Source organism: Pseudomonas sp. CIP-10 (genome assembly GCF_020911845.1).
In the GTDB taxonomy this organism is placed as follows: domain Bacteria; phylum Pseudomonadota; class Gammaproteobacteria; order Pseudomonadales; family Pseudomonadaceae; genus Aquipseudomonas; species Aquipseudomonas alloputida.
In genome coordinates this window covers 257,009-269,182 of record NZ_CP087160.1, presented here as the reverse complement: position 1 = coordinate 269,182, position 12,174 = coordinate 257,009, and the positions used below count along the sequence as shown (strand labels likewise).

Sequence of the window (12,174 nt, the reverse complement as noted above, 5' to 3'; positions counted from 1 at the left end):
CTTGCCCGCGAATGGCCTGTATGCGGCCTGTCAGAACGGCGCGCGGCGCAAGGTCGCAAGGAAGGTGGCTGCACCAATGAACAACCCGGCAAAGGTGCGGTTCAAACGCTTCTGCTGTTTGGGTGTGCGCAACATGCGCAACACATGCGAAGCCAACCCGGTGTACCCCGCCATCACCAGCAGGTCGACCGTGACCATGGTCACGGTGATCGCCACATATTGCGGCAGCAGCGGCGCATGGGGATTGAGAAACTGCGGCAGCACCGCCAGCATGAACACCAGCGCCTTGGGGTTGCTGATGTTGACCAGGAAACCACGGAACACCAGGCTCAACGGCTTGCCGATCGGGCGCACGCCTGATTCATCGCTCATGTCCATCGGCAGGGCACGCCACTGCTTGTAGGCCAGGTACACAAGGTAGGCGACGCCAAACCACTTGATGACCTGGAACGCCGTGGCCGAGGCGGCCAGGACGGCACCGACGCCGGCGGCGATGATGGCGATCTGCATGATCAGGCCCAGCTGCAGGCCCAGGGCGTTCCAGTAACCACGCCAGAAGCCGTATTGCAGGCCGCTGGACATTGAGGCAATCGCCCCGGCACCGGGTGAAAGGCTGATCACCCAGCAAGCGGCAAAGAAGCCTAACCAAACTTCCATCGACATCACACACCTCGCTCGAACATTTGTTGCAAAACGTTAAGCTAAGGTTTTGGCGAAAAAATAACCAGTGCTTTCTGATGGATTTGTGGTGCCTGACCTGGCCTCTTCGCGGGCACGCCCGCCCCCACACCTACAGTGCATTTTCAGACGCTTTGGAATACCTGTGAGAACGGGCAGTCCCGCGAAGGGGACAGTACAGGTTCAGTCCGCTTCGGCAGCGGTTTCTTTGTGCAGGGCCTGTACCTCGGCACCGCGCCAGCGCCGCACCGACTTCTGGAAGAACTGACTATTGGGCACCTGCACCAGCGCCCCGCCCGCTTCGGGCACTTCCAGCAGGGTGGTAAACAGCAGGTTGATAGCAATCACCCGGCCTTTCACGCCTGGCTTGTCGAGGGTGTCGACCAGCTCGACCACATCGCCGATGCGAAACGGCCCGACCGTGAAAATCAACACCGCGCACAACAGGTTGGACAGCACGCTCCACATGGCGAAGAAGGCCACCGCCGCTACCGCTACGAAGCCGGAAAGTGCTGTCCACAACACGGTTGCCGAAACGCCCATGCGCTCCAGCACGAACAGCAGCGCGCTGCCCATGATCAGCCAGCGCAGGCCACCGCGCACGGGCACCAGCAGCTCCGGCGGCAACGGGTAACGCTGGCCCAGGCGGCTCAGCCCGCGAGCAATGATGCGCTGCAGGACGAACGCCGCGGCCAGGATCAAGAGGATCTGCAAACCCAGCCAGAAGGTGTCCATCCATTGCCCTGGCAGCAGCGAACGCAGTTCCTCCATCAGGACAACGCCTCGAGTTCGGCCTGCATGCTTTCAAGGGTTTCCAGCGCTTCCATCCAGGCCTCTTCCAGCTCGCCTTCGCGTTGCTTGAGCTTGGTCTGGCGCGCCAGCAGGTCGCGCAACTCGTCCTTGCGCGCCGCCTCGTAAAGGCCACCATCACCCAGCGCGGTCTCGATCTCGGCCAATTGCGTGTGCACCTGGTTGAGCTCGGTTTCCAGCTTGTCGGCAGCCTTCTTGTGCGGTGCCAACTGCTGACGCAAGGCTGCGGCAGCCTGGCGCTGGGCTTTCTTGTCGGTCTTGTCCGGGTTGGCCGGTGCAGTACTGGCCGGCGCACTGCGCTGGCGGTACTCGACCAGCCAGCGGCTGTAGTCCTCCAGGTCACCGTCGAAGGTGTCGACCTTGCCGTCGGCCACCAGCAGGAAGTCGTCCGTGGTGCTCTTGAGCAAATGACGGTCGTGGGACACCACCACCACTGCACCGGCAAACTCCTGCAAGGCCATGGTCAGTGCCAGACGCATTTCCAGGTCCAGGTGGTTGGTCGGTTCGTCAAGCAGCAGCAGGTTTGGCCGCTCCCAGGCAATCAGCGCGAGTGCCAGGCGGGCCTTTTCGCCACCGGAGAAGTTAACCACCGGCTCGTCGCAGCGGGCACCATGGAAATCGAAGCCGCCGAGGAAGTCGCGCAGCGTCTGCTCACGCTCGGCAGGGGCGATGCGCTGCAGGTGCAGCAGCGGGCTGGCCTTGTCGTCCAGCGAGTCCAACTGGTGCTGGGCAAAGTAGCCTACAGCCAGGTTCTCGCCACGAACCAGACGGCCCGACAACGGCTCCAGTTCACCTGCAAGGTTCTTGATCAGGGTCGACTTGCCGGCGCCGTTGGGCCCGAGCAGACCAATACGAGCGCCTGGGGTGAGCTGCAGTTTGACCTTGTCGAGGATGGCCTTGTCGCCATAACCCAGGCGACCTTCGGAAAGGCTCAGCAACGGGCTGGAAATTTTCTGCGATTCACGGAAGACAAAGTCGAACGGTGAATCGACATGCGCCGCCGACAGCTCTTCCATGCGCTCCAGGGCCTTGATTCGGCTTTGCGCCTGGCGGGCCTTGGTGGCTTGCGCCTTGAAGCGGGCAATGTACTTCTCCATGTGCGCGCGCTGCGCCTGCTGCTTCTCGTAGGCCTGCTGCTGCTGCGCCAGGCGCTCGGCACGGGTGCGCTCAAAGGCGGTGTAGCCGCCTTTGTACAAGTTGAGCTTGCGTTGCTCGACGTGCAGCACATGGTCGACCACGGCATCGAGGAAGTCACGGTCGTGGGAGATCAGCAACAACGTGCCGGGGTAGCCCTTGAGCCAGTCTTCCAGCCACAGGATCGCGTCGAGGTCGAGGTGGTTGGTGGGCTCGTCGAGCAGCAACAGGTCGGACGGGCACATCAGTGCCTGGGCCAGGTTCAGGCGCATCCGCCAGCCACCAGAGAAATCGCCGACACGGCGGTCCATCTGTTCGTTGGTGAAGCCCAGCCCAGCCAGCAACTTGCGCGCACGGGCATCGGCCGTATAGCCGTCGGCGCTTTCCAGCTCACTGTGCAGGCGCGCCAGGGCGGTGCCGTCGTGGGCGTGCTCGGCCGCGGCCAGTTCGGCCTGGACCTTGCGCAGGCGCACGTCGCCGTCAAGCACATAGTCCACAGCCAGGCGGTCGAGGGTGTCGACCTCTTGGCGCATGTGGGCGATGCGCCAGTCGCCGGGCAGTTGGCAGTCACCGGCATCGGGCGACAGCTCACCGCGCAGCAAGGCGAACAGGCTGGATTTTCCGGCGCCGTTGGCGCCGATCAGGCCGGCCTTGTGACCGGCGTGCAGGGTCATCTCGGCGCCTTCTAGCAAGCGCTGCGGACCACGCTGTAAAGTGAGGTTGGATAGTCTGATCATGATGGTCGCGGAGTCTACCAGCTTCCTCGGCCCATAGCGCGAGTGGAACCATGCACACCGACCTGTGGAATTACGCACTGACCCTGTATGCCAGGCCCGGCGTGGAAGCCGCCTGCCTTGAATTGCAGGCACTGGGTGGCGATGTCTGCCTGCTGCTGTGCGCGACCTGGCTGCAAGCACGTGGTGTGGCCGTACTGAGCGAACGTGCGCAAGCACTGCAGGAACTTGCCGAGCCCTGGCAGCGTGACGTGGTCGCCCCGCTGCGCAGCCTGCGCCAGCAATGGCGAGCCACAGCATCGGGTGATACACAACTGGCGGCATTACGTGAGCAGGTGAAGGGGTTGGAGTTGCGGGCTGAAAAAGCCTTGCTGGAGCGCTTGCAGGAACGCTCGCAACAGTGGCCCGTGGGCTCCCATGAGCCCTCGGACGACTGGCTGGCCCGGCTGGCACCGGACCAGGCTCTGCATCATGACGCGCTAGTTCAGTTGCGCGTCGCAGCGGCTGCGCTTCAGGACGCCGAAGGTGCCTGAGCCGGAGTACTCACAGGTGCCGACGGTGCAGCAGCAGCCGGGCTCACCGAGTTGGTTGTGGCCGCCGGTGGTGTAGCGGGCTTGGCTTCAGCAGGCTTGGCGGCGGGTTTGGCGGCCGTGCGTGCAGGTGCCTTGGCGGCAGCTGGTTTTGCGGCCGGCTTGGCAGCAGGGGCTTTGGCAGCTGGCTTGGCCGCAGGTTTGGCGGCAGCGGTCGCCTTGGTAGCCGGTTTGGCTGCAGGCTTGGCAGCAGCGGTCGCCTTGGTAGCCGGTTTGGCTGCAGGCTTGGCAGCAGCGGTCGCCTTGGCCGCCGGTTTGGTCGCAGGCTTGGCGGCAGCGGTCGCCTTGGCAGCCGGTTTGGCAGCAGCGGTGGCCTTGGCAGCCGGTTTGGCCGCAGGTTTGGCGGCAGCGGTCGCCTTGGCAGCCGGTTTGGCCGCAGGCTTGGCGGCAGCGGTCGCCTTGGCAGCTGGTTTGGCCGCAGGCTTGGCGGCAGCGGTCGCCCTGGCGGCTGGTTTGGCCGCAGGCTTGGCGGCAGTGGTCGCCTTGGCAGCTGGTTTGGCCGCAGGCTTGGCAGTAGCGGGCTTGGTGGGTTTAGCCGCACGCAGATCAAGGGCCTTGGCTGCAGCTTCGCGTACCTTGCCTACACCCTGAGCCAGCTTGAGGCTGTCCTGAGCATCGCGTTTGAGTTGCTGAATGTAAGAGCGCGTCTGGGTTTGACGCTCCTTGAGAGACTCGAGCAGCTCTTCAAGTTCACCGATGGCTTTTTGCGCCTTGCTTTGCGCCTTGGCTTTACCTGCCTTGGCCGCGTCTTGCAGTTTCAGGCGACCGTTGTGCAGTTTTTCCTGCGCCTTGCCACGCTGCTTTTCCAACTTCGCCAGCAGTTTTTCCGCATCAGCCAGCGCTTGCGAGCAGGCCTCTTCCAAGTGTTCGAGCAAGCTGCCCGAAAGTTGCTGGAGCAGGTGTAACGGCGTACTTACTGGCTTCTTTTTGGCCGACATGGTTTACCTCCTGGCTGACGAGATTGCGGCTCATACTATGCTTCTGCTGCTACCGCCGCTAGGGCATGTTGACCGTAATGTTTACGCCGCGTTGCATGCCTGGGCAAAGTTGTTATCTTGCAGCTGCGTGAAAGTGTAGTTGCTGAATTAATCATTGCTGGTATTTGGGAGTCAGGCGTTGCCTCGATATCTTGTTTTGGGTTTATGCCTGATGGCACCCCTCGCCTTGGCCGCCAACGACGACCACGATTTGGCCTACAGCCTGGGTGCCAGCCTGGGTGAGCGCCTGCGCCAGGAGATGCCGGGCTTGCAGCTGGATGCACTGGTCGAAGGCCTGAAGCAGTCCTATCAGGGGCAACCCCTGAAACTCGACAAGGCACGCATGCAGGCGGTGCTGCAGCAGCATGAGGCCCAGGAAGGCGACGCCGCTGTGCAAAAGCTGCAGGCCGCCGAAACGCGTTTCATGGCTAATGAACGTGGGCGTTATGGGGTGCACGAACTAACGGAAGGTGTGCTGTACAGCGAATTGCAACCAGGCACGGGTGTGCAGCCGAAAGCGGGCGGCAAAGTGCAGGTGCGCTATGTGGGCAGATTGCCGGATGGCTCAGTCTTCGACCAGAACCAGACCCCCCAATGGTTCAACCTGGATTCGGTTATCGAAGGCTGGCAGGTCGCCTTGCCGAACATGCACACTGGCGCCAAGTGGCGCTTGGTAATTCCTTCAGCGCAAGCCTATGGCGCCGAGGGGGCGGGAGACCTGATTGCACCCTACACCCCCTTGGTATTCGAGATCGAACTGCTGGCGGTTGGCGACTGACGCCAACCTCAGGCCTGCACTGCACCCTCTTCTTTGTGTGCGTTGTGCAGCACTTCGATCAGGCAGTCTTCAAGCTCGAAGCGCTCATGCAACAACCCGCCCAATTTGGCCAGCTTTTCGGCAAAGCGTTCGGTGTCCTTGCACTCCCCCTTGGTGCAATGGTCATTGAAGGCCAGTGCGATCTGAGTACTGTCGTTGATCCGTGGGTTGATCTCTTCGGCCAGCTTCAGCGCCTTCTTGTCTCCGAACGCCTTGGCCTCGCTGACCAGTTGCTCGCAGACTTCGAAGTGCCACGCCGAAACGTAGTCGACCAGAAGGGCGCAAAAGTCCCCGTTGGTGTCCTTGTCGGCGAAGGCTGGCCTCACATCGCGCAGGGCGCGAAAAGCCTGCACCAGTTCCTGGCGCTCCTCCAGCCAACGGTCGATCAGCTTGTGAACCCCACCCCAGCGTTCCTGGGCGTTCTGACAACTATCGAGCATGGCGATCTCTTCCCTTCTGGGTAGATGCCGCTGCACCTCGCACCACGACCGCGCAGCACAAAGGTGACATCAGCAGGACGGCATCGAGCAGTTGTTTTTCCGGTATGCGTGCTGGGAGATTATTCCCGCGCGTGCTGCCCTTCAAGGTACGCAGCACACAAAGTTCATACAAGTGTTTAATACCCTGTTACATCACCATTGGTCGCGCTAATGGCACAACCTTGCGCCAGGTCATGTTCTTGCCAGGGTGCGGAAACGATACGCCAGCAGGCAACTCAAGGGCACCACCGCCAGCAGCAGGAAGGCTAACAGGCTCCATTCCGGCAGTGTCAGATCGAGAAAGCTCCAGGCAAGCGAACGACAATCCGGGCCACCCAGCAACAGTTGCCGTGCCGCCTCACCCCAGGATTGCTCGAACACTCGCCCGATCGGCACCGGGCATACCTCATTGACCCCCTCAGCCCCCTGCAACCAGACATGCCGTGCTGCCAGCAATGCGCCGGCCAACGAGCAGCCCAGCACCAGGCGAGCATAACGAAGGATGCCCCGCGTGCCCGGCGCCTGCAGCACGGCTGCGAAGCACAGCAGCGCGTACACGCCAAGCAGCAACCGTTGGCTGAGGCACAACGGGCACGGCATCAGCCCCACTGTGTTTTCCAGACGGAAAGACGCAACCAGTACCGCCAGTGCGACCAGGCAGGCAGGAAGAAAAAAGGTGCGCAAACGGGCCGGCAGCATGGGCGGTGAAGGTCCCGGGGAAAAAGTAGTGGCTTGAAACGGTAGAGGAAAGACACGCTTTGTTTCAAGGCACGACAGCAACGACAAGTCACTGAATCGCGTAGGAAATTTCCAGATATGCCGTAGGAGGCGACTGAAGAAATAGACTTCAGATCAAACTGACAGCGAAAGATAAATTACCTGCCCCCAAAGCCCGCACCTTTGCGCGGGCCTTGGGGTAGGTCAGGCGCGCACGCCTTCTGGCAAAGGCAGCGCCAGCAGGCGCTCGTCCAGCAGGCCAAGGCCCTCCTGGAACAGCTGGTTGCTGCGCTCCGTCTCGCCCAGCCCCGCGAGCAGGCGAGCCAGCTCTGCACAGGCCTCGGGGTTGCGCTCCATGCGCAGGCTGCTTTCAAGGTAGTCACGCGCCTTGCCCCACAAGCGGTTCTGCAGGCTAAGACGGCCCAGGGTCAGCAGCAGGCTGGCGTCTTGCGGGTGAGCCTTGAGCCAACCTTCAGCGGTTTGCAGCTGACGCGCCGGGTCATCACCACGCACCAGGCCGTAAAGACGGGCCAGGTGGCTTTCGTAGTCGCGCTTGAGGGCCGTGCGCAGCACCTGTTCGGCCTCGTTCTGAGCACCTACCTGGCGCAATTGCTCGGCGTACGCCAGCACCAGTTGCGGCTCCTGGCGCTGGGCTGCGGTCAACTGCTGCCAGGCACGCTCCAAGGATTGGCGTGCACTGTGCGCATCTTCGCCACGGGTGGTCGCCAGGCTCAGGTTCTGGCCCCAGGCGCGTTGTTCCAGAGCGGCCAGCTCTGCGGCCGGCAGCACCTTGCCCTTGCGCAGGTCGGGCATCAGGCGGATCAGTGCAGACCAGTCGCCGCGCTCCACGTAAAGGCGTTGCAGCAAGCGCAGCACCTGGCCGTTGTGCGGGTGGCGTTCCTGCATGGCCAGCAGGGTTTCCAGGGCTCCATCGTTTTCGCCACGGTCCATTTGCAACTGGGCATGGGTCAGGGCAATGGCCAGCTCGGCTTGCGGCTGGCGCTCCAGGGCACGCTCCAGCAGGTTGTCGCTGTCTTCGGTGCGGCCTTGCTCGTTGGCGGCACGCGCGGCACCGAGGTAGTACAGCAACGGCTGGCGCTCAGCCTCGGCGGCACGGTGCAAGTGCCGTTGGGCACTGGCCCAGCGGCCCTCGGCAAGATCGAGCTGGCCCTGTTCGATCGCCAGGCGGATACGTCGGCTGCGGTTACGCCGTGACCACGGGTTGACCACACCACTGGAAGTCAGCACCAGGCCGACCAGATAGCGCAGCAACCACAGCAGCAGGACGACCGCCAAAATACCCGCCAAGGCAGCCCACAGCCCCGACTGATAACGGAAGCCACCATAGGAAATCAGTACATAGCCGCTGTGCTTGGCGACCGCGATGCCCAGTGCCGCAGCAACCACGATCGCAAGCACGGCCAACAGGTAGACACGCTTCATGGCTTGCCCCCTTCAGCCTCGGCCGGCAGGTGACGGCGCTGAATATAGGCCTGCACTGCCGCCAGGCTTTCACTAAGGTCAGGGGTAACCACCGACACCGGCTGATCGGCCAACGCATTGAGGCTGTCGAGCATGGCCTTGCTTTGCGGGTTGTCTGCATTGAAGTTGGCCAGCAGTACGCTGCGGGCGTCGTCCAGCGCCTGCGTGTAAACCTTGGCCTCACCATTGAGCGCCGCCCACTGGGCCTGCTCGATAGTCAGGCTCAGGGCCAGGCGCAGCTGGTTCAGTTGCTGCCCGGCCAGCAACGGACGCACGTTTTCATCAGCGTTGAAGTCGATCTGGAAGTACTTGGATATTTCTGCCCACCACTGCGACAGCCTGCTGGCACCATCACCGTCGGCGGTCAGGGCGCCAAGCGCATCGGCGTTACTGTCAAACTCGGGGGACTGGGCGCTCAACTGCTGTACCAGCTCACGCTGCGCAGCCAGCTTCAAGAACAGGCCTGTGCGGTCCGGTTGCTGAGTGCTGTTGAGCGTGGCCAGGCTGCGTGCCAGTTGCTCGCGGGCGGCGAAGGCACCCGGGTCGCTCTGCTCGCGCAGGATCTCGTCGGCGCCTTCGACCAGGGCTTTGGCACTGGTGATGTCCTGCAACGCGGAAAGGCGCAGGGTAGCCAAGCGCAGGAGGTGCTCGGCTTCGGCCAGGCGCCACTCTTTGCGGCTTTCTCCCAGCACGGTTTCCAGGCGCTGACTGAGCCGCTGCTGGTCGCCCTGCAGTTGGGCTACCAAACGCCGGCGGTCTTCCAGCTCGCTGGCGGCTGGCAGACTGGCCAGTTGCGCACTGATCTGCTGTTCACGTTGCTGCAACGCCTCGGCGCGCTGGGTCAGCGCCTCGATGTGCTGGCCCTGGTTGAACTCACTGCCCTGCAGTTGACGCACCTGCCAGACACCCCAGCCACCTACCGCCACCCCGGCCGCACCCAGCAGCAAGGCCAACGCTGCCAGGCCACTGCCGGAGCGCTTGGCAGGTGGGGTGGTAACGGGTTCCGCAGGCGCCTGTGCCGACGGTTGATCGTTATTGGACAAGACAGTCTCGCTCACGTATCCATCCTTTGCATGGGGGCGCACCGCATTCAGCTTAGCGCCTTAAGAGGCAGGTGCAGCGCTACGCTGCACGGCTGCCAGCAAGGCCGTGGCACTGGCGCCACGGCAATCCACAACCTGTTGGGCCCCGGCGGCCTTGGCCTGCTCGGCGACCCGCGGGCTGGGCACGAACAGCGGCAACTGGGCCAGCCGCAGCCAATCGGCACCGGCCATCTGCTGCAAATGTTCAAAACCCTGCCCACTGCTGACCACCAGGCCATTGAGGCGTTCCGCTTCAATGCGGCGCATCAGCGTACCCGCCGGGTAGGCCGGCAGGCAGCGACGATACAGTTCCAGATATTCGACACTAGCACCTTGCTCTGCAAGACGCTCTGCCAGCAGTTCGCGACCTCCGACGCCGCGAACGATCAAGACACGCGGTGCCGGCTCGGTAAGTGCCTGGCGCAGGGCCGGCAATGCCAGCAAGGCTTCGCTGTCATCGCCACGCGGCGGAAAGCTTACCTCCAGCCCTGCACCCTGCAGCACCCCAGCGGTTGCCTCACCTACGGTGAACCAGCCTCGCTGCGGAGGCTGGATGCTGGTCTCGGCCAGATGCTCAAGCAACAGCCGGGCGGCCGGCTTGCTGACCACAATGATCGCCTGGAAGTCATGCAAGCCCTCCAGCGACAGTCGCTGTGGGGCTTGCACGGTAATAGGTTCAATTTCCAGCAGTGGCAGGCAACTGCTACCCACGCCCGCTGCCGCCAGGCTTTGCGCCAGAGCCGCGCAGTCCTCGGCAGGCCGGGTCAGCAACAGGCGCCATTGGCTCACGGGTGACCGGCCTCGCCGTAGACTTCCTTCAGAATGGCCTCGGCGCCCTGCCCCAGCAGGTCTTCGGCCACCTGTACGCCCAGGGCCTCGGCAGCGGCACGGGGTGCACGGGCATCGGCCACCAGCAAGGTCCCGCCGCTAGGCTGGCCGACCAGGCCACGCAGCCACAGCTGGTCACCTTCAAGGACCGCGTAGCAGGCGATCGGGACTTGGCAGCCACCATTCAGGCGTTTGTTCAGGGCGCGCTCGGCGATCACCCGGTCAGCGGTGTCGACATGGTGCAGTGGCGCCAGCAGTGCATGGATCTCAACGTCGGCACTGCGGCACTCGATGCCCACCGCGCCCTGACCACCTGCCGGCAGGCTGTCATCGACGCTGATGGTGGAGGTGATGCGGTCCTCGAAGCCCAGACGGATCAGGCCCGCCGCGGCGAGGATGATGGCGTCGTACTCGCCGGCATCCAGCTTCGCCAGGCGGGTGTTGACGTTGCCGCGCAGAAAGCGGATTTGCAGGTCTGGGCGGCGCGCCAGTAACTGGGCCTGACGGCGCAGGCTTGAGGTACCGACGATACTGCCGGCGGGCAGTGCTTCGAGGCTGTCAAAGGTATTGGAAACGAAGGCATCACGCGGGTCTTCACGCTCGCAGATGCAGTACAGGCCCAGGCCCTCGGGGAAGTCCATGGGCACGTCTTTCATCGAGTGCACGGCGATGTCGGCTTCGTTGTCCAACAGCGCGGTTTCCAGTTCCTTGACGAACAGCCCCTTGCCGCCGATTTTTGCCAGCGGCGCGTCGAGCAACTTGTCACCGCGGCTGACCATGGGCACCAAGGTCACCTGCAGACCGGTGTGGGCCTGCTCGAGGCGGGCCTTGACGTATTCGGCCTGCCACAGGGCCAAAGCACTTTTACGGGTGGCAATGCGGATTTCGCGAGTGGACATGAAACGCCCCGATCCAGAGAAATACCGCCGATCATAACAGCATCGCCGGTATCGCTTGCAGATACGGATCAACAGGCCACACGCAGTCAGGTGCAGGAGCGGCCCGAGTCCAAGGGCCTCAGAGGGTCTGCATCATCTTGCGCACACCGGCCACATGGCGACGGCTGACGGTCAAGGCATCGCCGTCCAGGCCTTTCAGATACAGCTGAAAGTGCCCCAGCGGGGTGCGCTGCAAGCGTTCGATGCGCTCGCGGGCGACCAACGCATTGCGATGGATGCGCACGAAGCGTTCGCCGAATTCGTCTTCCAGGGCTTTGAGTGGCTCGTCAAGCAGCACCTCCCCGGTTTCGTGACGCAAGGTCACATACTTGTGGTCGGCAATGAAATAGATCACCTGGGATAAAGGGATCAGTTCGATGCCTTTACGCGTGCGGGCACTTATATGGCTGCGAGGGCCGCCGCCTTCATTGGCCGGCCGGGTAAGCGCCGCCAATTGGGCGCGGTTGGGTTTTTCGGCCTTGCGCAAGGCATCGCGCAAGGCCTGGGCCTGGAAGGGCTTGGTCACATGGCTGAGGGTACTGTCCTTGAATGCCTCTGCACCGTATTCATCATCCCCGGAGCAAAACACCACCGCCGGCGGCGCCTCGCGTTCGCACAGGCGAGCGGCAACCTGCAGGCCATCCAGGCCTGGCATGCCGATGTCCAGCAGGACCACATCGGGCTTGAGGCTTTCAATCAGCGCCAAGGCCTCATCGCCGTTGGTGGCGCTGGGCTCCAGCACAGTGTAACCCTCCAGTTCGCCGAGCAGCCGGCTGAGGCGTTCACGGCCTTGGGGTTCGTCATCAACGATCAGGACATTCATAATTGCGCTGGATTCCTGAATGAGTCTCGCACAGGTATAGCGTAGACAGGTGTGGTTCGAGCGACACTGCGGTCACGCTCTAGAC

General features: G+C 63.1%; 13 protein-coding genes. 2 read left to right on the top strand and 11 right to left on the bottom strand.

The window, feature by feature from the left end; all coding sequences use genetic code 11:
• Positions 1–30 precede the first annotated feature (30 nt).
• The 3 genes from LMH93_RS01150 to LMH93_RS01140 all read right to left on the bottom strand — a co-directional run bounded on the left by LMH93_RS01150 (position 31) and on the right by LMH93_RS01140 (position 3,359).
• Positions 31–663 carry a LysE family transporter gene (locus tag LMH93_RS01150; protein ID WP_230064772.1) on the bottom strand — a complete coding sequence of 211 codons (633 nt, stop codon included), beginning with the start codon at positions 661–663 and terminating at the stop codon, positions 31–33.
• Positions 664–861: 198 nt separating this feature from the next.
• On the bottom strand, positions 862–1,449 hold the full coding sequence (locus LMH93_RS01145; protein ID WP_003255880.1) for a mechanosensitive ion channel family protein: 588 nt from the start codon (positions 1,447–1,449) through the stop codon (positions 862–864).
• Positions 1,449–3,359 carry an ATP-binding cassette domain-containing protein gene (locus tag LMH93_RS01140; RefSeq protein WP_003255882.1) on the bottom strand — a complete coding sequence of 637 codons (1,911 nt, stop codon included), beginning with the start codon at positions 3,357–3,359 and terminating at the stop codon, positions 1,449–1,451. Before LMH93_RS01140 ends, LMH93_RS01145 begins: the two co-directional genes overlap by 1 nt.
• 50 nt (positions 3,360–3,409) lie before the next feature.
• Here LMH93_RS01140 and LMH93_RS01135 point away from each other — a divergent pair, with 50 nt between their 5' ends.
• Complete coding sequence (locus tag LMH93_RS01135) at positions 3,410–3,889, top strand: TIGR02444 family protein (protein ID WP_070096102.1); 480 nt, start codon at positions 3,410–3,412, stop codon at positions 3,887–3,889.
• Here the strand turns inward: LMH93_RS01135 and LMH93_RS01130 are convergent.
• A complete protein-coding gene (locus LMH93_RS01130) occupies positions 3,868–4,884 on the bottom strand; it encodes an AlgP family protein (RefSeq protein ID WP_230064771.1) in 1,017 nt (338 codons plus the stop codon). The genes LMH93_RS01135 and LMH93_RS01130 overlap by 22 nt on opposite strands.
• Before the next feature lie 178 nt (positions 4,885–5,062).
• Here LMH93_RS01130 and LMH93_RS01125 point away from each other — a divergent pair, with 178 nt between their 5' ends.
• The gene (locus tag LMH93_RS01125; protein WP_004576399.1) at positions 5,063–5,701 is read left to right on the top strand and encodes an FKBP-type peptidyl-prolyl cis-trans isomerase; all 639 of its coding nucleotides are present in this window, start codon (positions 5,063–5,065) and stop codon (positions 5,699–5,701) included.
• 8 nt (positions 5,702–5,709) lie between these two features.
• Here LMH93_RS01125 and LMH93_RS01120 read toward each other — a convergent pair whose 3' ends face one another.
• From LMH93_RS01120 to LMH93_RS01090, 7 genes are all read right to left on the bottom strand, one after another.
• Positions 5,710–6,180, bottom strand: a complete 471-nt coding sequence (locus LMH93_RS01120) for an Rsd/AlgQ family anti-sigma factor (protein ID WP_003255887.1) — start codon at positions 6,178–6,180, stop codon at positions 5,710–5,712.
• Positions 6,181–6,411: 231 nt separating this feature from the next.
• Positions 6,412–6,918: a disulfide bond formation protein B gene (locus tag LMH93_RS01115; RefSeq protein ID WP_004576400.1), complete on the bottom strand. Its 507-nt coding sequence runs from the start codon at positions 6,916–6,918 to the stop codon at positions 6,412–6,414.
• A 222-nt stretch (positions 6,919–7,140) separates the two neighbouring features.
• Positions 7,141–8,379 (bottom strand): heme biosynthesis protein HemY, encoded by a 1,239-nt coding sequence (locus tag LMH93_RS01110; RefSeq protein ID WP_230064770.1) that lies wholly within the window; start codon positions 8,377–8,379, stop codon positions 7,141–7,143.
• Positions 8,376–9,476, bottom strand: a complete 1,101-nt coding sequence (locus LMH93_RS01105; protein ID WP_004576401.1) for a uroporphyrinogen-III C-methyltransferase — start codon at positions 9,474–9,476, stop codon at positions 8,376–8,378. The genes LMH93_RS01110 and LMH93_RS01105 overlap by 4 nt, the downstream gene beginning before the upstream one ends.
• A gap of 45 nt (positions 9,477–9,521) precedes the next feature.
• On the bottom strand, positions 9,522–10,289 hold the full coding sequence (locus tag LMH93_RS01100) for a uroporphyrinogen-III synthase (RefSeq protein WP_003255894.1): 768 nt from the start codon (positions 10,287–10,289) through the stop codon (positions 9,522–9,524).
• Entirely contained in the window at positions 10,286–11,227 is a 942-nt protein-coding gene (hemC, locus tag LMH93_RS01095) for a hydroxymethylbilane synthase (protein WP_003255895.1), read from the bottom strand. The genes LMH93_RS01100 and hemC overlap by 4 nt, the downstream gene beginning before the upstream one ends.
• 118 nt (positions 11,228–11,345) lie before the next feature.
• Positions 11,346–12,089, bottom strand: coding sequence for a LytR/AlgR family response regulator transcription factor (locus tag LMH93_RS01090; protein WP_003255896.1), 744 nt, complete (start codon positions 12,087–12,089; stop codon positions 11,346–11,348).
• Positions 12,090–12,174: the final 85 nt, after the last annotated feature.

Coding starts and splice junctions, on each gene's coding strand:
- LMH93_RS01145 (WP_003255880.1), bottom strand. CDS start 1,449: ATGGAGGAACTGCGTTCGCTGCTGCCAGGGCAATGGATGGACACCTTC.
- LMH93_RS01110 (WP_230064770.1), bottom strand. CDS start 8,379: ATGAAGCGTGTCTACCTGTTGGCCGTGCTTGCGATCGTGGTTGCTGCG.
- LMH93_RS01135 (WP_070096102.1), top strand. CDS start 3,410: ATGCACACCGACCTGTGGAATTACGCACTGACCCTGTATGCCAGGCCC.
- LMH93_RS01115 (WP_004576400.1), bottom strand. CDS start 6,918: ATGCTGCCGGCCCGTTTGCGCACCTTTTTTCTTCCTGCCTGCCTGGTC.
- LMH93_RS01090 (WP_003255896.1), bottom strand. CDS start 12,089: ATGAATGTCCTGATCGTTGATGACGAACCCCAAGGCCGTGAACGCCTC.
- LMH93_RS01120 (WP_003255887.1), bottom strand. CDS start 6,180: ATGCTCGATAGTTGTCAGAACGCCCAGGAACGCTGGGGTGGGGTTCAC.
- LMH93_RS01130 (WP_230064771.1), bottom strand. CDS start 4,884: ATGTCGGCCAAAAAGAAGCCAGTAAGTACGCCGTTACACCTGCTCCAG.
- hemC (WP_003255895.1), bottom strand. CDS start 11,227: ATGTCCACTCGCGAAATCCGCATTGCCACCCGTAAAAGTGCTTTGGCC.
- LMH93_RS01140 (WP_003255882.1), bottom strand. CDS start 3,359: ATGATCAGACTATCCAACCTCACTTTACAGCGTGGTCCGCAGCGCTTG.
- LMH93_RS01150 (WP_230064772.1), bottom strand. CDS start 663: ATGTCGATGGAAGTTTGGTTAGGCTTCTTTGCCGCTTGCTGGGTGATC.